Annotated in this window: 12 protein-coding genes and 1 pseudogene; 6 read left to right on the top strand and 7 right to left on the bottom strand. The window is 68.1% G+C overall.

Annotation, left to right across the window (positions count from 1 at the left end; translation table 11 throughout):
- Window positions 1-422: 422 nt before the first annotated feature.
- Window positions 423-2,018, bottom strand: coding sequence for an ArnT family glycosyltransferase (locus tag ACWEVP_RS35870; RefSeq protein WP_452067022.1), 1,596 nt, complete (start codon window positions 2,016-2,018; stop codon window positions 423-425).
- A gap of 282 nt (window positions 2,019-2,300) precedes the next feature.
- On the opposite strand from ACWEVP_RS35870, the gene ACWEVP_RS35865 reads away from it, so the two are divergent.
- Window positions 2,301-2,987, top strand: a complete 687-nt coding sequence (locus tag ACWEVP_RS35865) for a LysR substrate-binding domain-containing protein (RefSeq protein WP_452067021.1) — start codon at window positions 2,301-2,303, stop codon at window positions 2,985-2,987.
- Between the two features lie 85 nt (window positions 2,988-3,072).
- On the opposite strand, the pseudogene ACWEVP_RS35860 reads toward ACWEVP_RS35865, so the two are convergent.
- Window positions 3,073-3,396: pseudogene (locus ACWEVP_RS35860) on the bottom strand (lysine 2,3-aminomutase); the annotation flags it as partial.
- A 1,307-nt stretch (window positions 3,397-4,703) separates the two neighbouring features.
- Between ACWEVP_RS35860 and ACWEVP_RS35855 the strand changes: the two are divergent.
- Window positions 4,704-6,773: a hypothetical protein gene (locus ACWEVP_RS35855; protein ID WP_452067020.1), complete on the top strand. Its 2,070-nt coding sequence runs from the start codon at window positions 4,704-4,706 to the stop codon at window positions 6,771-6,773.
- A 62-nt stretch (window positions 6,774-6,835) separates the two neighbouring features.
- Window positions 6,836-7,201, top strand: a complete 366-nt coding sequence (locus ACWEVP_RS35850; RefSeq protein WP_452067019.1) for a hypothetical protein — start codon at window positions 6,836-6,838, stop codon at window positions 7,199-7,201.
- A 138-nt stretch (window positions 7,202-7,339) separates the two neighbouring features.
- Here the strand turns inward: ACWEVP_RS35850 and ACWEVP_RS35845 are convergent, their stop codons facing one another.
- Window positions 7,340-9,787, bottom strand: coding sequence for an NACHT domain-containing protein (locus ACWEVP_RS35845; RefSeq protein WP_452067018.1), 2,448 nt, complete (start codon window positions 9,785-9,787; stop codon window positions 7,340-7,342).
- A 990-nt stretch (window positions 9,788-10,777) separates the two neighbouring features.
- Between ACWEVP_RS35845 and ACWEVP_RS35840 the strand changes: the two genes are divergently transcribed.
- Window positions 10,778-12,091, top strand: a complete 1,314-nt coding sequence (locus ACWEVP_RS35840) for a DUF2637 domain-containing protein (protein WP_452067017.1) — start codon at window positions 10,778-10,780, stop codon at window positions 12,089-12,091.
- 251 nt (window positions 12,092-12,342) lie between these two features.
- On the opposite strand, the gene ACWEVP_RS35835 is transcribed toward ACWEVP_RS35840, so the two are convergent.
- Window positions 12,343-13,662: a tyrosine-type recombinase/integrase gene (locus ACWEVP_RS35835; protein WP_452067016.1), complete on the bottom strand. Its 1,320-nt coding sequence runs from the start codon at window positions 13,660-13,662 to the stop codon at window positions 12,343-12,345.
- A gap of 395 nt (window positions 13,663-14,057) precedes the next feature.
- Between ACWEVP_RS35835 and ACWEVP_RS35830 the strand changes: the two genes are divergently transcribed.
- Window positions 14,058-14,888: a hypothetical protein gene (locus ACWEVP_RS35830; protein ID WP_452067015.1), complete on the top strand. Its 831-nt coding sequence runs from the start codon at window positions 14,058-14,060 to the stop codon at window positions 14,886-14,888.
- Between the two features lie 1,157 nt (window positions 14,889-16,045).
- On the opposite strand, the gene ACWEVP_RS35825 is transcribed toward ACWEVP_RS35830, so the two are convergent.
- The 3 genes from ACWEVP_RS35825 to ACWEVP_RS35815 all read right to left on the bottom strand — a co-directional run bounded on the left by ACWEVP_RS35825 (window position 16,046) and on the right by ACWEVP_RS35815 (window position 18,701).
- On the bottom strand, window positions 16,046-16,477 hold the full coding sequence (locus ACWEVP_RS35825) for a hypothetical protein (RefSeq protein WP_452067014.1): 432 nt from the start codon (window positions 16,475-16,477) through the stop codon (window positions 16,046-16,048).
- 89 nt (window positions 16,478-16,566) lie between these two features.
- Entirely contained in the window at window positions 16,567-17,493 is a 927-nt protein-coding gene (locus tag ACWEVP_RS35820; RefSeq protein WP_452067013.1) for a hypothetical protein, read from the bottom strand.
- Between the two features lie 314 nt (window positions 17,494-17,807).
- A complete protein-coding gene (locus tag ACWEVP_RS35815) occupies window positions 17,808-18,701 on the bottom strand; it encodes an 8-oxoguanine DNA glycosylase OGG fold protein (RefSeq protein WP_452067012.1) in 894 nt (297 codons plus the stop codon).
- Window positions 18,702-19,371: 670 nt separating this feature from the next.
- On the opposite strand from ACWEVP_RS35815, the gene ACWEVP_RS35810 reads away from it, so the two are divergent.
- Window positions 19,372-20,265, top strand: a complete 894-nt coding sequence (locus ACWEVP_RS35810; RefSeq protein WP_452067011.1) for an IS982 family transposase — start codon at window positions 19,372-19,374, stop codon at window positions 20,263-20,265.
- Window positions 20,266-20,357: the final 92 nt, after the last annotated feature.

Genomic DNA, 20,357 nt, shown 5'->3' with positions numbered 1-20,357 from the left:
ACCGGCTGCGCCGTTTCGCGTAGCGAATTGGTCACCCGCTGTACTAGTCGTTGCGTCCGGCCCGGACGTTTCATTCCCGGCCCCCGCTCGAGGTCACAGTATGGTCCCGATGCGAAAGCCGTAGTAACAGAGTGGACCCGGTGAGCGTCTTGGTCCGCCCGGCCGGACCGGTTCGCCAAAAACGATTCATGAACTGCGTCGGAAATTGGTCGAAGTTCGACAAAGCCCAGGTGCTGCACGTTCGTGAAGTCGCACAGCGAACGGGGTAAACGGTCGGTGACGATCGGCGGAAAGGAAACCTCGGACAACCAGCCGAATGGCTTCATTCCGGCACCGGGTCGGGCTACGGCCGGCGGTAGAGCGTGATGGAGTGCCCGACGTCGTCGATCGGCGTGCTGCCGGAGATCAGCGCCGCGAGGCGATCATCGGCCTTGGCGATGGCGGAGTCCGACACGGCGAGCAGTCCGTGCACCTGCTCCGGGGGCACGGCGAGCGGGTCGGCCGCGTCGATGCCGTAGTGAGACGGCACCCCGCTGCCCTTGTAGACGAGCCAGATCCGCGCGCCCGGGCGAAGGCGGCCGGCCAGCCTGCCCAGGTCCTGGCCCCAGTCGACGTTCGAGTCGTGCAGGCGCAGGTGGGTCTGGGCCGGGCCGCCGAAGGCCTCGTTGGAATAGGGCAGGTAGTACGGGAACGTGCGCAGGGAACTGACCGCGGTGAAGGCCACCAGGACCGCGGCGCCGGCGGACCCACCGGCGGTGGACGGCGACCACGCCGGCGGCGGCGACCGCCAGGAACACCGGGACGAAGATCGCGTAGCGGACGCCGAGATCGCGTTCACCGGTCATGGCCGCGGCCAGCAGCACGGCCGGGGGCGCGAGGACGTAGACCGCCGCCGCGCGCAGCCGGGGGAGCACCAGCAGCACGACGGCACCGGCGAACCCGAGCGCGAGCACGCCCAGCGGCGTTTTCACCAGCAGCGCCGCGGGCAGGTAGTACCACAGCGAGCCGAAGTAGTGCCTGCCGAACAGGAAACCGCTCCACACCTGGTCTTCGAAGCCGAACTGGACGTGCATCCCGTCCCGGTACGGCCGGGGGAACGGCAGCCAGTCGACGAGCCCGCGCAGGCCTTCGACACCGGGCAGGTCGGCCGGCGGGTCCCAGCGCAGCCGCGGATCGACGGCGAGGTAGGTGGCCCACACGACGGTGACGGCGATCAGCGCGAAAGCGGTGGCCGCGACCAGACCGGGGAGCCAGGCGGTCCTGTGCGGGTCGAGACGCCGGGCGTGGCGGACCGACAACACGACCAGGAGCAGCAGCACGGGCACCGCCGCAAGGGCGCTCATCTTGGTGGCCAGGGCCGCGCCGAGTGCCAGTCCGGCGAAGGGGAGGTAGCGGGCGGGACGCTGCCGGGCCCGCCACAGCAGCCAGACCGACGTCAGCAGGAAGCCCGTCACCGGCACGTCGAGGGTGGCCAGCGACCCGTGCGCGATGACGTCGGGGGAGAACGCGTACAGGGCGAGCGCCACCAACCCGCCGGCGGACCCGGTGAGATCGCGCGCGAACGCGAAGACGACCAGCCCGAACAGGAGCGTGAGCACGATGACCGGCAGCCGGGCCGCCATCATCAGCCTTCCCGGGTCGTTGCCGGACTCGTACAGGACGTGCCGGCCGAGCTGCGTCTGGTCGCCGGCGAAGGCGGGGTCGAGGTGGACGTCGGCGAAGGCGAGTCCGGTGGCGATGAGCAGCTTGCCCAGCGGTGGGTGCTCCGGGTTGTAACGCAGGCTGTGCTGCTGCAGGTAGACGACCGCGGTGCCCACGTAGACCGGCTCGTCGATGGTCGGGGTCTGCTCCACGGCCGTCGTGATCATCGCGACCGCCATCTCGGCGAGCAACGCGAAGGCGATGAGCGCGACCCACCGCCGCCGTCCGGCGCGGCTGCGCGGACGGCGGCCTGGCGGGGGCAGCTCCTGCGGGGCCGCCTCCGCCAGGCTCGAAAGCCCGCTCGTGCCGTGCGACAACCCGGACATCCTTTCGCGGGGAGCAGGTCCGCAGCGATCGTGGGACGCCTCGCCTGTGCTCGGGGTTGCCCGCTCGAGTGTGGACCCGCGCCCGCCGTCACACCGCCGACGGGTCGCCTCCGGCCGCGGCGTGCGTGCCGATGACCGCCGCGGCGACCTCGCGGAGGACGTCGATCGGCGTTTCGCTCACCGGGTGCACGCCGACGTGGTCGGCACCGGCTTCGAGTTCGGCGCGGAGCCCGGCCGCGATGCCGGTGGGCGCTCACCGTCGCCGGGCAGCGGGTGCTCGACGCGGCGCGCCGGACGCTCGCCGCGGCCGAGCAGGTCCGGGCCGCGGCGGGCGAGGTCACGGCGACGGTGCGCATCGGCGCGGCCGCCGGCCTGACCGCCCGTCTGGAACGGGGTATCGACGCGCTGCGCGAGCGGGCGCCCGAGTTCGACGTGGTGCTCGTCGACCTGCCCGCCGAGGCCCGGTTCAACGCTCTCCGGCAGGGCGACCTCGACCTGGTACTGGCTCGTGGCGTGGTCTCGGTACCGGGGCTCGTCGTGCTGCCGGCATGGACCGAACCGCTGCTCGCGGTGGTGTCCCGGCACCATCCGGTCGCGGATCGCGACACGGTCGGCCTGGCCGAGCTGGCCGGTCACCCGCTGCGTTACCCCGCCCGCAGGAGCGACCCGCTGCTGCACGACGCCGTGGCCGGGGCCCTGCGCGACGCCGGGGTCTGCCCGGGCGCGAGCCGGGAGACCGGCACCATCCAGGACACCGTCGTCGAGGTCGGGTCGGATCCGCGGAGCTGGACGGTGCTGCCCGCCGACCAGATCGCCGAAACCCGCTCCACGCGGGTCCGCGCGATCCCGTTCGCGCCGTCGATCACGATCGCCGGCAGCGTCGTCGTTTCCGAGGACACCGCGAGCAGGGCGGCCGCCTGCGCGGTGGCGGCCTTCCGCGACGACCACGACGGTCACTGACCGGAAGTCAGGCGGCCGCTGCCCGTTCGGGCAGCGGATGGGGCGTCCGCGACGCGAACCGCCCCCGCACACCGCTCCGCCCGTATCAGCGGTCCTGGTTGGCCCACCAGGTCCGGCCGGCCTCCGGCAGCGTCGAGATCGGGTCGTAGTACGGGTACCGCCGCTGCAACGCCTCCGGGTCCTCCAGCTCGATCCCGGTCCGGTAGTTCTTGGTCCAGTAGGAGATCCCCAGCTCCCGGTCGTACTCGGCGAGCTGGTGCACCCACCGCTTCCCGACGTAGGGCACGTCGCAGACGATCCGCGGCGTCGCGTACCCAGGCAGGTACCCCATGATCGCGTGCTGCAGCTCCTGCGCCTCCCACACCGCAACCCGCCAGTGCTCCGCGTTCGGGATCATGTCGCACGTATGTCAAAGCTCTGGAATTTGCTCTGCCAAGCACGGGTTTAGCTGCGGCGTTAGCGAACGTGAACGTCCTTAGTGGAACCCTGGGCCGTTTCTGGGCCGTTTGCGGAAGAGGTGATCCGGTCAACGTCGGCAGACAACTAGCGTCAGCCCCGCATGCGCGGTCAAGCTCGCCGGGCGACCGGACTCTTGAAGCATAGGAGCTGCCGCGTGCCTGCGCCACCACCGGACCAGGTGCAGACGAGGCCAAATGTGGCGATCTTGTTTGTCAACGTTGCGGCCGATGGGCGTTGCGCCCGTGGCATGCATCAGCTGCCTGAGTTCGCGGACGGGTAGTCGTGGCTGCCTTGGTGCGAGGCCCGATGGCCGCTGACGGCACTACCGACAGCTAGATCACGCTGAGTATCCGAGTGATCTGCGCCACATGTGGATGCGCTATGGAGGACTCGGCGATGCCCGTGCGAGGAGCCTGCGTCGCACGCGCGCCTGCGGGAAGCTTGGGAAGCAACGGTTGGCGCCGACGCTGGCCGAACCGACCGCGGGCTTCGCGCGCGGGGCGGATGTCCTCTTTCCGCTGAAGCCGGTCAGTCGCGTGCCGGTGCCGACAGTCAGGCCGGAGACTTGGCTGCCGTCATGCGGCTGTGGAACGGGGGAGCATCGCGGCCGCGTGGACAGGCAGTTGGGAGGCAGGCTGCAGGCGCGTTGCGCTCCTGCACCGCTGCGGGGCGCCGCAGGAGATGATCACCGTCCACGCCGGCACGGCTTCGGCGAATGCGACGAACATCGCCGCGACGAGCAGGCTGGGCAGCCTCGGCTTGTGCGAGGAAGAGGTCACCTGCCCGCCGGGGCGCCTGTCGCCCCGTGTTGCACGAAAGTGTCGGGCGCCACTGATATGCTGCCACGCAGCTAGATGGCCCGATGCTGTTGCTTGATCGACTCCCCCAATGGCCGGATATACCTGCGGTCGGGGGAAGCTCGCAATGCCTACGAAGACTTCCTGAGTCAGTGGGTGCGGCGTCGTTCGGGGAACGGAACGGGATTACGGTGCCCGCTCTGTCACGCCACGCGTGGCCGCGGTGCCGTGACAGACGCTCTGCACAGAGCGGTCGGGCCCTCGTGCCTCGTCGCGGTCGTCTGGCTGCGGCGACCGCCAGGCCCTCGGCTGCCCAGGCCGATCGGCCGATGCTGTGCATGGAGCGCAGATGACTGCAGTTCAGCCACGTCCCGCCGGTGATACGCCCGCCGATCCGGACGGCGCGTCGCTCGTCCCCGAAAGCGAAACCCCGAACCCGTACCCGGGCTCGGACAACCGGATGTGGACCGACCGGTTCTCGACCGCGCTGGCCGACCGGAGCGGCATGCCTCGCGACGTCACCGACCTCATCGCCCCGGTCGTCTCGAAGCCGAAGGATTACCTCCAGCGCAAGAACGGCGAGTTCGTACTCGCGCCAGAGGCGCTCGGTCACACCGATACCGGCGAAGAAACGATCACCGTCAAGGTGCACGGCTTCGTCGGCAACGCGGGCGAGTACAACGAGCGCATCAACAGCTTCTTCGCGGCGCCGTTCCAGCCACACCTCAACGGCCGCCTGGTGCGGCCGCGCCTGGCTACCGGCAGGACATCGAGCGGAACGTTCGCTCCGTTCATCACCACCGCGGACCCCGTTGGGCACGATGACGTCAACGCGCTGCTTGGCGTGATGACCAGGGCGTTGCTCGAAGTCAACGCCGACCGTACCTACGACCTGCGCGAGGACCTTGAGGTCCACGGCCAGCAGCAGGCCACGACCCACGTCGCGCTGCTGAGGCTGATCAGCGAGCCGGACGGCAAGGGCGGAACGCGGATCCGTGAACTGGTCGACCTGACGGCCGTGCAGGGCGCGAACCGTACGGTCGCGCGGCTGGACCTGTTCGGTCTGACCCCGGCAGACGTCGTCTTCGGCGTTCGCCCCAGGACCGTCCTGGGCGTCGGCCCGAAGGTCGGCCGGGAGACGCGGGTCGCTGACCCGCGTCGGTGGGTGCCCCAGCTAGCCGATCTCCTCCGAGAGGCATTCGCTGACCCCACCCACCCGGGCCACGACCTCGCCCGCCGTGCCTCCAAGCTCGCCACGGTGCAGATGCGGATCATCATCGGTGCGGCGAAGACGGGATCGGTCGAGGACTTCCACTCCGCGGTGTTCGACGCGAACCGGACCGACCATCGGCGGCCGCCGCTGGAATACCGAGTCGGCGACCGATCGGCCGCCGACTTTCGAGCCCTGCTCCGGGACTACAAGCAGCACGGCTTGATCGACGAGCCGACCCGGGCGTGGCTGGCTGGGGAAGGGCCGGACCCGGCCGCGCGGGCGGGCGAGTCGATCATCGACGCCCGCGACCGCCGGGATCGGGCGTTGTTGACGGTTGTGTTCCCGGCCGACGACCTCGACTCCGGGGTGTCGCGGTGGCAGCGGGCCCGCATCGTGCTGGGGGAACCGTCCCGCACCCGGACTACGAGCAAGCACGTCAACGCACGAGCCCGGATGTATTCGGCAGCGGCCAGCGACTTCTACGGCCGCCGCTGGAACCCGCGCGTGATGGACAGTGTCTTCCCAGCAAAGTCCATCAAGGACCGGATTTCATACACCGAACTGGCGCCGTGGCACGACGTCCGTGCAGCCGCGGAAGCGGGGGACTTCTCACTGCTCGAGGAGTTCATCCAGACGCGCGGCATCCACTGGCTCGTGGACGCCGGCCTGGTCGAGGCCGACCGTGGATCGGTCGGTGCCCAGACGGCGGCGGACGAGGAGGAAGACGATGACATCCGCGAACAGCTGGAACGGCGGTCGGTCGCCAATGTCCGTGCCGCGCTGATCCTGAAGCCGGTCGCGGCCTTCGGTCTGCTTCTCGAGCTGGCGTACGCCGCCGAGCAGAACACAACGCCCCGGCGGGTCGACGAGAGCGGCGCGCCCGAAGCCGAAACCAAGGCCACCAAATTGTGGCTGCAACACACCTTCCCCAAGCGGACCGGCCGCGGGAGTAGGAACAAGCCAGGCGGCTTGCCGCCGGAGAACCCACCCGCTGAACCGGCACCGGACCCACAGAGCATCCGGCTTGTGGCGCAGACCAAGTTCGAGCAAGCGATCACGGTCGACGTGATCGGCGCCGTCTCCGACGTCTTCGACCGGGCCGGCGACTTGGTGATCGCCGCGGAGGCCGCCGGGATGCTGCCCCTGGCCACAGCAACCGAGCCGACCGTCGAGACGATCGAGAAGGCGCTCATCGCCATCGGCGAGGACATCGAGACGCTCGTGAGGAAGCTGACCAGGCTCAAGCACGGCAAGGCCACGAGCGAGGACTTCGCGCAGTCGCACGCGGCCCTGTACGCCGAAGAGGTCGCGGAATGAAAACCGCGACACCCCTCGAGGCTGGCCCGGTGCTCCGAACCCGCGCGCTTAGGAGCCTTCCGATGGCAGCCGGCCGCTGGTTGGTCGCACCCCGCCTGAAGCCCATGCTCTTCAGCGACCACCCCTTACTGGCCGACGCTGGCATCGTCTGCGGCGTGTACTTGATCACCGACGAGGAGGCTCGAGTGCGGTGGCTCGGGCAAGCGTCGCGCAGCGCTGGGCTCCTGCAGCGGCTCGCCGATCACGACCGCGACGAGGCCCGACACGCCGTGTTCGCGACAGTTCGGATCCTGCACCTCGACGATCACACACCGCCTCTGGCGCTCGACGCGATCGAAGGCCGGTGCGCCGACCTGCTTGAGCTACGAGGCCGCATGGGTAGCCGGCGATGGCCCAGCAGCGCCAACTGGCCTGCGGCCGTGGTCTGAACCCGCAAGGGCGTCGAAGCGGGACCGTGGGCCCGCGGGAACGGAACGCCGTCGACGGGCCCACGGTTGTGTGGTGGGAGGTAATGCGGTCCTCGGCGTGGCGTTCTGCGGACCGCGTCGGACAGGTTGGCGGTCTCTCTAGGCTTCGTCCTGGTCCTGGTCCTGGTCCTGGTCCTGGTCCTGGTCCTGGTCCTGGTCCTGGTCCTGGAGCGTGGGCGTCGGCTCGCGCACAAGCAGTTCTCCCAGGTGGTTCGCCGCGATGGGGGACAGCTCGGTGTGCTCCGCGGCGATGACCATCTGGCAGATGGCCACGAGGTTGTGCGCGTGGACGATCCGTATGACCGGATTGGGGGAGCTTTTCAGCTGGTCCTCGATGGCCTCGACGATCCGCATCGCCCTCGTGGCCCACACCTCCGGCGGCAGTACGGACCCGGCGTAGGCCAGCATGGGCAGGACATCAAGACGGAGGTCTTTCTGCGCGGCTTCCAGTGCCCGTATCAAGACCGCGTCCGGCCGGAGGTCTACCGTGGGCAAGCTGTCGGCGTAGCCGTCCGGCACGCCCGGTGGTTCGAGACCGGCGAAGTACTCCAGTAGCAGTCGGTGGAGGAACGTGTGGCCGCCGCCGGTCCGGAGCAGGAGCGCGCGGTCAACGGTGACGTCGAGGAACGGCCGCAGCCGTAGCGGCATGATCCCCGCGCGGACCAGCAGGATCCGCGTGACCCAGTACTCGACCAGGCTGCGGCCGCTGCGCGTGTAGCCGAAGGCCAGGGCCAGCAGGAGACCAGCGAGCAGCCCGGGTGATCCGAAGGAACCCCCCATCATCACAGTGGCCGGCAGGCCGGTCACCGCCGTGATGAGGCCACACGTCCACGCCGTGTCGCGCAGACCCGCGCCGATCGGACGGCCGCGCAGGGCGCTCCGGTCCGCGGCTTCGGCCTTGTGGACGGCGGAAACCACCGCTCCTGTCAAGGCCTCGGCGACCGCGGCGACGTACGCCCAGGAGCTGAGCACATCGATGAACGATCCGCCCGCGATCAGCGCGACGACTCCGGCGGCTATCCCCAGCAGGGCGCCGCTCAGGCCGGCGATGAGTCCCAAACCAACGCCCGCGACCACGGCGCCGACGGCCAGCTTCGTGAGGTGGTGGACCATACCGACGACCCGGTTGCCGGGGTCGCCGTAGGTCAGAGGCGGGTTTTCCTGCGCCAGCACCAGCACGGCAGCGGTCATGGCGGCGGCGAGCCCGCCCGCGGCGATTCCGGCGGGCAGGCCGAGGACCAGGCCCGCAAGCATCCCGGCCGCGCCTCCGACGAGCATGACAGCCGGGATCGCGGTCGCCATCTTCAGCACGCGCCGGCGTCGCGCCGGAAGCCACGTCGGGTCTACCGATTCGAGGAAGAACGACGTCTCCAGCTTCTGCCCCAGTGCCCGCGCAATGAGCGCGAGCATGCGGACGACGTCCGGAGCCTCAAGCTCCGGGCCGGTATCCCGGCGCCGCAACGCACGGTTGACGAACGTGGCGAACAGGGTGGCCTGCCACTGCTCCGGGCCGGTCCGGTCCGGGACCTCCGAAGTGGGGAAGTCCTGATAGGCGCGGATGGCGACGTCGAGCAGGAACGGGGAGCTCAGCAGTTCCGCGAGTGGTGGCTGGCGGCGGATCGCCTCGCGGAGACCGGCCAAGCGCTCGCCGAGGTGGGAGAGGTGCTGGTCGATCTGCGTCGGATCCAGCGGCTTGATCACCAGCGCGGCGCCGAGGGACATGCGAAGGCCGAGGGCGTCGTAGTCCGTGCTGCGGCTGGTGACGAGCAACGGCAGCAACCGGTGCGAGCGGTGGAAGGTGTCGATGGCCCTAGCGCATGCGAGGCGGCGGTCTAGTGGCACTTCGTCGAGTCCGTCCAGCAGCGGGAGCACGCGGTCGCTGGCGATCCAGTCGAGGGCGAGGTCCGGCGGCAGGCCGTAGCGGGGGCCGGAGAGCTCGTCGGCGAACCACTCGGCCATGGGCTTGCCCTCCGGCGCCCACGACGCGAGCTGGAACACCACCGGGATCGGGACGATGTGATCCTGCTCGGCCCGATCCAGCTGGTCCCGCAGGAAGGCGAGCAGCATGGTCGTCTTGCCCGCGCCGGGGGCACCGAGGACGAGCAGGCCCCGGTGGCGTTCGACGACGTCGGCGAGGGCGATATCCCGGCTGAGCGGGCGCGGTTCCTCGTCGGGGACCTCCACGACGACGTCCCACGACCGTTGCAGCAGGTCGGGCCGCTCGGTGAGCCCGAGCTCGACGAGCGTGCGCCGGAACAGCGTCCGCTCTAGCACGTCTTCGACCCAGACCCGGCGCAGCCGCGCGACCATCGCACGGCGGTAGTACACGGTCCGTTCGGGAGAACCCGGACCCCGCACCGAATCGGCGCGGTGGGCGAGGACCGCGAGCGCGATGCCGACGGCGACCAGCACGGCTAGCACGGGCCAGGCGATCCACAGATACGGCCGCCACGAGTCGGGCAGGACGTTCGTGGCCACGTTCGTCGTCACGGCCGCCAGTGCAGCCAGCAATTCGGCGGCGAGGATCAACCGGACGCGACTGCCCATGCACCATCCTCCCAGACCGGCCCTCGATCGGTAATCGTCCGGACGTGCCCTTTGGATTCCTCGGCGCCCGCCGATCATCGCGGGCGGGCGATCGGTTGTGCTCGGCCGCGTTCCAGACCGGTACCGCTACAGGGCGCGCGAGACGCCGGTGGAGATTGCGGTCGCGACGTCGGGTGGCCCGGCGCTCTGGTGCAGTGGGCCAGCACCGCCGAGCGGTTGGCGGGGCGACCTCGGGATCAACTCGGTGTGCAGTACGGACGTGCGGTTCCTGGCCGGGGTCGAGCTCCACGTCGGGCGCCGGTCCTTGGGATCGGCCGCATCTGTTGGACGTCACCAGGAAGGTCGCGTCCCTTCTAGGGACCGACGAGATGACTCGCCGCGGGCTCACCGGCCTCAGGGTGCGCGGCAACGCCTACTTGGAGCGGGAAACCCGCAGCCGACCGGGTTCCGGCAGTCATCTACACCAACCGCTAAAGCAGCTGCAACAGCAGCACGAACGCGCCCTGGACAGCTTCGTTCCCGCTCGTGGACCAGCGACTGCAGCAGGTCGAGGCGAAGCGAGCCAGGCCGGAGCCGCTGCGCGGTCGTCTACGCCGAGCCCGGCTCGCTTCGCCTCGACCTGCATTGCGCTTCTCGGTCCACGAGCTTCGCGAAGACCAGGAGGGGCGATGTCCTCACGACATGAACCAATGCAGGTCCCAGATGTCGGGACGACTGTGCGATGAAGCGAATCGAGTGGGGTATGCGTCGCCGCGCAGGCCGCGTGAGGTCAGATCTATCCGCGCAGGCGGTCGATACCGAGATCCGGCTCGCCGATAGTGACCTGGAACGAACGATCCGAGCTCGCCACGCAGACTTGATCTCGCCGAACGCGAGCGGGCCGCTGCGGCGTTGCGAGCACAGCAGCTGCGAGACGAGAGCCGCCGCGAGGCTCAAGTGCGTTGGGATTGGCGTAGGCGTGACCGGCGGATCAAACGGCGGACCCGTCGTATGAAGCGGGCCGCCTTGCGCACGCGGTTCGAAAGGGCTCTGTCAGGCCGCTTGGTGATGCTGTTGGTGGCGATGGCCGCGGCGACGGCGTGGTACGGCCAGTATCGGTACCTTCGTGAGACTCAGGCCTTGGGCGTGGTGTTCTCGGCTGCTGGCGCGACGGCCCTTGAGCTTTTCGGTCTCAGCATGTTCGCCAATGCCCGGCAGCTCGGGAAATTCCGCGATCGGGCGGTTCGTGTTCGGGGTTTCGGGTGGATGGTGATCGTGTTCTCGGCGTATAGCAACTGGGTGCATAACGGTCTGGTGTTGGCGGCAATGTCGGTCGCAGGGCCGGTCGCGTGGGAGTTGCACGAGTGGACCCAGCAGCGAGTCAGGCTCCACAATCTTGGCAAACTCACTCCACGACCTGTACGGCCGCGGTTCCCGATCGATCAGGTTCTTCTCTTCCCGCTCTGGTCGATGCGTGCGTACCGGTGCGCAGTGCGAGATCGAATCGAGTCTGCCGCCGAAGCCCTTGCGGTCGCGCGCAAGGATCGACTTGAACCTGTCGGCGTCCAGCGAATCGGGAGTCGATCGTGGCGCCGGACGGTGCGGCGATCGATCGCTCGGCATCGAACGTCATCGACCGGCGCAGCCGGTGTGAAGTCTGTATTGATCGATCGACTGATCGGGCGTTCCGATCTGATGAGCGTCGACACGTCGAGGCTGATCCGCTACGACAACCCGACGCACGGAGCAGGCACCGAACCGAGGTTTCGTGGTGGCGAGTCGATGCCGATCGCCGAGCCAGGTCGATCGACGTGGTCTTGGCTGAGGCGAGGTAAGGAGGTCACGATCGGCTCGACCGAGACCCGCCTCAGAGGCAGTCGACCTCACCACGATCGATCTATCGAGCGACCGTCGGCATCATCGATCGACGAGCAGTGTGAGACCGAGGCACCTTGTCGTCAGCCGTCACCTGATCTTGGCGAGCAAGTCGGATCGATCAAGCCGGCGCGGAAAGCCACCGTGTCTGGTGGCGGGGACGACTCGCGATCGAGTACAGGAGAACCGTCTCGATCCACCGATCGACGGCCTGTGCCTGCAGTCGCACGATCCGTCAATCAGCTGGGAAAGCGGCGGGCACTGTCGATCCCGGAGTTGTTACCACTCGCGCGCCAGGTGGCGAGTGCCAAGGGATGGACGACGGTTGAGCAGGTTAAGGCAGAGCCGCTACGTATCGCCCTACGTATTAGCCCGAAGCGGTCACGCACGCTCAGGTCGGAGTTGAGGAAGGAAATTGAGAACAAAGGATCCGTCAGCTGGACGACATAGTGTGAAGTGGGGGGCCAGGATGCGTGACGAAAAGAAGAGGTAGAATCGTCGCGCGGTTTCACTCGCGAGAGTAGAGCCTTGATCGCTTTCGACCCCTGCGCCATCGGGCGAAAGACATTCGAATCGTCCGCCCGATGGCGCCAAGGGGTCGCTCTGACGTGCACGTATGTCGAAATTGGTGACGACGACGCGCTCTTGCGGATTCTGTCGCGAACCGGCGAAATTCCGCTGGTTCGTGCCTCGCGCGTGAGTCAGCGACCGGGCCGTCGAATGCCCGCTACGCGACGATTTCCTACCGGTGCGCGATGCTGGTATTGCACGCTTTCAGGCTGCGCGGCGGTACGAGCCGCCGGTGGGAAAATAGTGTCAGTCGCTAGGCGTGCCCGCTCATAACCCGACGGCATCAGGTGGACGTACGTCCGCAAGGTGAAACCCTCGCTCTTGTGGCCGAGGAAGATCGCAAGTTCCTTGATGCTCACACCTTGGGCAAGCATATAGGAGGCGTACAGGTGACGCAGGGCGTGCAGCCCGTCCTCCCGCCCACGGTACTCTACGCTGGCGGCTTCAAATCCTTTCTTCCAGATCTCGTCACTCCATACGCTGGGACGCCAGGCATTGTTCCGGTCGTCGGTGATGAGCAGGTTTACGGTCATGGTCTTGACGCCGTCCTGCTCCGCCCACGGCAGAGAAACCTGGACCGACGGGAACCGTTCGGAGTACTCGTCGATTCGCTGCAGAACACCGGCGCTGATCGGAATCTCGCGCTCTCTGTGGTTTTTAGGAAGTTTGAACTTCAGAATTCCGTTTCTGTATACAAGTTGCCGGGCGCAACGGTACATCATTCGTTTTCGGTCGATGAAGTCGGGAGAGAACGCGAGAGTCTCGCCGAGTCGAAGGCCTAGACCACCTGCAATGGGCACGCTGACCTTGTCGCGTTCACGGAGTCCACCCTCGACCGCGTACATCTTTGACTCTGGCCACGGCGTCACCAGGCGGGTGGTGCGCTTAGGGCCGGTGATGGACTTGCTTTTGAAAGGATTACTGTAGATCTTCCTCGCGTCGACAGCTGCGTCAAACATGAGACTAGCAACTTCCCAGGCATCCGCCTGATAGTTGGCCGACGCCCCGCTCACATTGGCAAGCCAATGCTTCCATTCGCGAATCAGAGTTTCGTCAACCTCGTTGAGTCGATACCCGCCGAGGAACTTCACAATTTGATTTTTAATCATGTTGCCTAGGGTCAACTGGCTGGATTCGTCCTGTGATCTGCCCTGCAGGTAGGACCTTCCCCAGCTCACCACGAGAATCTCGCCGGCACGCGGATCGATGAACGTCTTGATGCGAAGCTCGTGTTCGACCTTTGTTGCGAAGTCGCGAGCTGCTGTCAGAGCCTTATCGGGGAAGGATAGAGATTGCTCGTCGTTCTTCCCGACGCGCCCGACACGGAGGACGGCGTAGTGGCCTCCAGCATGCCCGGCAACCCCGGCGAGATCATCACTACGCGGGTGTTTGTCCGCGCCGAGAATGTGCCCGACCAGCCGAAGTGACGGAACTGCAGCTCTATTTCGCACACCGGGCTGGCTGCACCTCGAGGAAGTTGAACCCGGCCGGGTGACCCGGCCGCAGCGGCCCGCGGTCATCGGTGGCCGGGATCAAGCTCCGGAACTCGGCAGAGAGATCTCTGCTGGTCACCTGGTGGTTAGCGAGGTGTGTCGCCCGCGCTCGGTGTGGCGGGTGACAGTTCGGCCCCTCCAGGTGCGCGCTCGGGCTCTGGCGCTCGTCGCCGACGCCCTGCCGCCGTATGACCTCGGAGTGCTCGCTCTGCACAGCTGTCGACCACGACACGGGGAAGCTCCGGCGCAAGTGCCGTCAGGTCCACCGCCCACTAACCGTTTGGGGCGCGTGTCGTCAGTGGGGCGAAGGTCGAAGCAGCGACGATGGGTCATTCGAGCCGAAGGAGAGCTGCATGCCGACCGAGGACGAGGAGCGGGCGTGGCTGGCCCGCATCGAGAGGATGTTCCCGACGATCGAGGCGTGGTTCAAGCGCACCGGCGAGGTGCCGCCGATGCCGGTGCCGGGCAGCAGCTTGGCGCGAGACGATCAGGTTTACGGTCGCCTGCCACCGTCCCACCTGGCCTACGGCGGCATCGTCACCGCTACTGAGCACCTCGAGCTGTTCCGCGTCGGACTGACGGCCAGCAGGATCCGCTACCCGTCGTCGTACTTCACGCTGTTGCGCAGCGCGCTGATGGGCTCCACCCAGGCCATGTGGGTGCTCAAACCGCGGCTGCGGGCCGAGCGGATCGAGCACGCGCTGCAGCTTGTGCGCGACGACCTCCGGCAGAGCATGAACCTGCTCTTGGTCGACACGCCTGCTGAACTCGGTCTCGACGACGACGTCGACACCGCACGAGCGGGCCTGAATCGGCGACTGGTGGAGCTGCAAGCCGCAGCTGCGGCGGCCGGGCTCGACCCCGACACGGTGCCCGGGTGGCGCATCAACATGACCGAGATGATCAAGACGGTGAGTGAGCTCGTGCATGCTGATCGCCGCGGTGACGCCGACACCCGGCACGGGGCCTCACTGCTGTGGCGGCTGCAAAGCGGCCATGCGCACGCCACGCCCTCGGCCCGGGTACGGCAGATCCGGGCCGATCAGGTCCAGCGCCATCCCGATGGCACGCTCACTGGAGCGGCTACCGCGAGCTTCGCGGAGGTCGGGTCCGCTGCTGCGGCTGCGGTGCTGTTCCTCGACGAGGCGTGGCGTCTGTACGAGCTGCGTTGCGCTGCACCGTGACAAAGACGAAGCAGCCGGCCAGCGAGTCAGGAAACGCCACCTAGGCCGACACCGACGCGGAGTCTGCGTGAGCGAGCTTCGCCCGCGGCCACCGCGTACTTCCCCTTGGATGTCGCCTGCACCGTCCACGCGAGGATCCAGCTCGGCGGCCGGGTCAGCACGGGCCAGGTTGTGACTGCGTCGACCGCCGCCGGGCGGTTCCCGCACTACAGTCAGGCGCGTCAAGGTGGGCTGAGTTTGCCGGGCCACGAGAGTCTCCTTCATTCGAGGTCCGGTCCGCTGACCTGCGGGAAGTCTCGATCGCTCACGGGCGGGAGAGTCAACTTGGGTTGACGGCTTGTCGGGGGCACAGCAGGGGAGTGTCCAGCGTCCGGCTAGTAGCGGTGCCGGCGCGAGGAAGTGGAGCGAGTACGGACCGCTCGTTGAGATGGGAGCGGTATGTGCTTGCCGGGCACGATGATGATCACGGTACCGGATCACGATCAGGCTGATCCCCGTTAACTGTATAACGTCCTATGCGGCGCCGGATGGTGTGCGCCAGGTCCACGGCTGGCCTGAGTGAAGTATGCGCAGCCTGGCTACTACCCAGTCCGGACTACTTCCCGAGCGCGCCGCAGGGAGGAGGCCCCGCTGAAAGACGAGGCGACCGACTCGGACTGGCCGGTCAGCGGGATCCTGGCCAGTCCGAGTCGGTCGCTCGGCCAGCTTTGGCGGCGCCAGTTCAATGGACATGCCCGAGATGCTGATCGCGGGAGACGAACGTGAGCCGATCACCTGCGCGACCACGTTCGAGCGCGGACGCGCCGATTCATTGGAGACCACTGCAACGAGTCCCGGATGCGGCTGATGGCGCACGGCGTCACCGGACACGATCTTGCCGAGAAGTACTCGACTCGATGGCCGACGTGATCCTGTCCTGGGGGACGCCCGATGCCGGCGCACAAACGTGGGGAGGAGGACCCGATGGCCCTATGGCGGCCGCCGTGGGGGAGTGAGGCCAGGACCCGGATCATTCTGTGGCGACCGGGGAGGGTTGGTCGGCCGTCTGGCAGCGATCGTGGTCCGTGGAAACCGGATCGCCGGCATCGACAGCAGCCCGCTTATCTGTATAACGCCCTATACGGCGGGCGATGTAAGAGCCACCATTGCGATGGTTTCTATAGAGTTCGAAAACCCGCACCGAAGGAAGGTGTCTGGGTGACCAGCCAGTCCGTTTCGACCGCCTCGCCGCACTCGTAGTGCGCGCCGACGTGTGAGGTGTCGGAGTAGACCCATGAGCCACTCACGAAGTACGCGTGCACCCGCTGGCGCTCGGCTTCCCGCTGGCTTTCCCGGCCGACTTCGTCCCGAGCGATCCGCAGCGCCGCCCACGCTGCGTAGAACGCACCGAGCCCGCCGACCCACTGGCCGAGTCCTGCCCAGTCGTCGGGGCCGAGCCATGCGCGCGTGCCGATCAAAACGAGCACCGCGCCAGCAGCGCCGGCCAGGAGGTACCACGGGCGGGAGCCGGTGAACAGCCGCTTTAGGCGGAGACGCGTGATCGCCCGGTTGACGGCCGCGGTTCCTCGCGGCAGGTCGGGTTCAGGCACTGGCCAGTGTCCTCTCTTCGTTCTCGCCGGGGCGCCCCGGCGAGAAGGAAGATTACGGACGGCCGCGGCATCATCGGGCTGGCCGGGTGTTACTGGCCGTGACGCCCGTCCCCTGCGGAGTATGCAGGTGCGGTCCAGGCTGGGACCCAGGGGATGTCGTCGTCTTCGGTGGCGTCGGGTTGTGGCGGGGGTAGTGGGCGGCCGTCGGCGAGCAGGTCGAGACGGGTCACCTCGGCGTAGGTGTAGCGGGTCGCCGCGCGTGTCAGGTGCGGGCACACCGCGTCGGCGACCGCGAGGCAGCGCGGGTGCAACCCAGTGTCGGAGACCACCCTGTCGCCGTCGAGGACGACCAGGGCTCTGGTGGGCAGCGGTTCGCCGCAGACCTGACACAGCCAGGCGTCCTGGGCCAGGGCTTGGCGCGCGCCGTCCAGCAGCCGCCACCACGGCGTCCCGTTCGACACCGGCGTCACCCACGGGTGCGGGCGGCCCTGGACAAGCGGCCGCGGCCAACCCGGCCCTGGGGCGGGGCGGTCGTCGCCGCGGCGGACGCGAGCTCGTTGCGCCCGCCAGAGCGCCACCGGAGACCCGGCGGCGAAACACTGCGGGTTCGTGCAGACGAGCTGGTCGTGCAGTTCCGGGTCGTGCTTCAGATCGCCGCGGCAGTCCCGCCACCGGAACGTCGCGGGCGAGGTCGGGGCCTGCGTGGCGGCGGAGCGGCTCGTTGCCGTGCCCGCGGCCCCCGACGTTCCGGTGGTGTCGTCCGGCGAACGGCCGGTCGAGACCGAGCCGGCAGGAGCGAGACCGGCGATGTCGTATTCGTCGTCGTTGGCCAGGTCGCAGCCGACGAGGTCGACGCGTTCGTGGCGGGGGACGGCGTAGATCAGGGTTGGTGAGCCGGCGGTGGTGTAGTGCGGGCACACGGCGGCGGTCAGGCGCGCGCACTTGAGCGAGCAGACGGCGCCGCCGTACATCTCGACCATCGTGCTGGTCTGGTTCGCCGGCGCCAGGATGTACACGACCTCCGCCCGTGGTCCGCCGCAGACCTGGCAAAGATCATCCCGGCGCATGCGGCCCGCGCGATGGCCGTCGAACTTCCACGGATCCCACCCGGCCCGGCGTTCACCGTCACTCGAAGTCGCGGCGAGCCACGGTTGCGGGCGTGACTGCGGCCGCTGGGGGAGCGGGGTTCCGGCGTTATCGAGGTCGGCCGTGCACTGCATGCGTGGCCTCGGCCATCGCCCCCTCCCCGCACCGTCCACTGCTGCACCTGCTCTGTCGTGCTGGCCTAGGTGGACTGTCACGACCGCTTCATGCCCTTCACCCTGGATGATCAGCCGACGGCTCCCCCGCCGGCGTGCAGGGTAGCCGGTCCGTCCCAGCGGTCGCGGATGATGGTCGCTAGTTCGTCAAGATGCGTCCGGGCGTCCGTCGCAGCCTGAGGGTCGGCGGTCTCGAAGAGACGATCGAGTTCGAGGAGCGTCGCGTGCGCCTGGCTGGCGGCCTGCTGCGGGGGCGCCGGCTCAGGAGCCCTCATCCACTCCTCACCCCACAGCGCGGACCCGGCCTGGCTGATGGCCGAGCGGAAGATCAGCTCCTCCACGTGGTCCGCGGTCAGGTCGAGTTCCGTCGCCCGGGACGTCAGCAGCGCGACGTATCGGTCGTAGGTCGAGGGCCGCCAGTCGTCGATGTTCAGGGGCAAGCGTGCGTGGGTGACCAGCCAGCGGCGGACGACAGCGTCGAGGATCGGAGTGGCGTGCTCCGATGATTTAGCGGCGGTGACGAACCGCAGGTACTTGGTGCCGAAAGCCACGCCCAGGTACCGCAGCCGCTTGTCGGCGAGGCTGCGGAACGCCGCGGCTCCGCCGTCGTCTTGGGCGATGCAGGCGACCTCGGCCAGTCGTTCGGCGGCGCGAGTGTTGTCGGTCAGCACCCGTGCTGACCGCCAGGGGCCGTAGCCGACCGGTCCGTAGCCCCAGATCATCGCGACCAGGAAGGCCTGCTCAGCGCCCTCTGCGGTCCTGGCGTGCGCTGTATGGCGGGTGGCTTCGGCTCGGTCGATCCGCTCGGGTAGGGCGCTGAGGAACGCGTGATGCTGCGGGAAGTACCGAAGCCACGCTGGACGGGACCAGCTCGACGGCGGCTGCGGCGGTTCACCGCGTTCCCGCCATCGCTGAACGGCAGCTTTCAACGCGGCTGGAGCTGCCGTTTCGGGAAAGTCTTTCACGCGTCCCTCGTCGATTGCCGGTGTCGGGTTATGGCTTTGCGGCCAGTTCGTCGGAGTGTAGGTCGTCGAGTGGTCGGGCTTTCTGGCCTAGATGGTCATTGCGAGGATCGGAATTCAGGTGCTCGGGCGCCGCTGGGCATAGTCGCAGGCCAGGCGCCACTGCACGGCCGCGCGCAAGGTCGCGATCAAGGTCTCGCAGTGGGCGAGCTCGGCGAGGTGCCCAGCAGCACCCAGGTCTGCTCCACCGGCTGCCCGTCGTCCACGCGCACGACGCTGATGCCGGGGTGCCGCAGCACTTCGGAGTATCCCCGGCGACTGCATCTCGTCGCCGTCATCCCTCGCCATCCGAGCCGGCGCCGGGCAGATCCAGTTGAGGTGGGGCGTCACGATCTACGGCCAAGCCGAGCTGTCGCTGTGCCCGATCGAGCGGCGCGGCCTGCTACTCGGCCTGCACGTCGAGCCCCGGCTCCGACGCCGCGGCATCGGTCGCGTGCGCTCCCGAGCAACGGTGACCTGCGGAAAGTCTCAATCGCTCACGGGCGAGAGTCAACTTGGGTTGACGGTTGGTTGGGAATACAGCAGGGGAGTGTCCAGCATCCGGCTACTAGACGAGTAATGCGTAAGTCTGGGTGGTGACCGGAGACGGACGAAGGGTGTCCAAGATCCGTTTGTGACGACAGACCTGAACACCCTTCTCACCGCACTCTACGTCAAGATCGACGACCACCTCACCGGCAGGCGACGGATGGGAAGACCTCCGAAGCTGACCGACGCCGAACTGGTCACCCTGGCCGTGGCCCAAGCCCTGCTGGGATTCACTTCCGAGGCCCGCTGGCTGCGGTTCCTGCCCGCCCGGATGCCCGGCGCGTTCCGCTACCTGCCCAGCCAATCCGGCTACAACCGCCGGCTGCGTGCCGCATTGCCGCTGGTCAAGCTCGTGATGCGCTGGCTCGCGGCCGATACCGACCTGTGGACCGACGCCACCTGGATCGTCGACTCCACCCCGGTGGAGTGCGGCCGGTCCCGGCCGACGGTCAAGCGCTCGGAGCTGGCCGGCTGGGCCAAGTACGGCTTCTGCCGCTCACACTCGCGCTGGTTCTGGGGCCTGCGGCTGCACCTGGTCTGCACCCCGGCCGGACTACCGGTCGCCTGGGCCCTGGCCGATCCGAAGGTCGACGAGCGGCAGGTGCTCATGGCGATCTGCGACCACGAACCCCACCTGCTCACCGAACGACCCGGCCTGCTGATCATCGCCGACAAGGGCTACGTTTCCCGCGAACTCGACCACTACCTCATACAGCGTGGGGTCCGGCTGATCCGCCCGTCCTACCGCAACCGCACACCCCATCCCGGCAAGCCGCCGCTCAAGTCCATCCGCCAGCTCATCGAGTCAGTCAACGACACCCTCAAAGGCCAACTGAACCTCGAACAACACGGCGGACGCACCATCGAAGGCGTCGGAGTCCGCATCGCCCAACGCCTCCTGGCCCTCACCGCCGCCATCTGGCACAACCGCTCCACCGGCCAACCCATCACCCGATCCCTGACCGCCTACGACCACTGACCGAGTTACGCATTACTCGTCTAGCGGCGGCGGCGCGAGGCAGTGAAGCGAGTACGGATCGCTCGTTGTCTCAAACGGTCCAGTGCCTCTTT

The sequence above is a fragment of the Amycolatopsis sp. NPDC003865 genome (genome assembly GCF_053605345.1).
The sequence above is the reverse complement of the archived record's forward strand: the minus strand, read 5'-3'. Positions and strand labels throughout refer to the sequence as shown.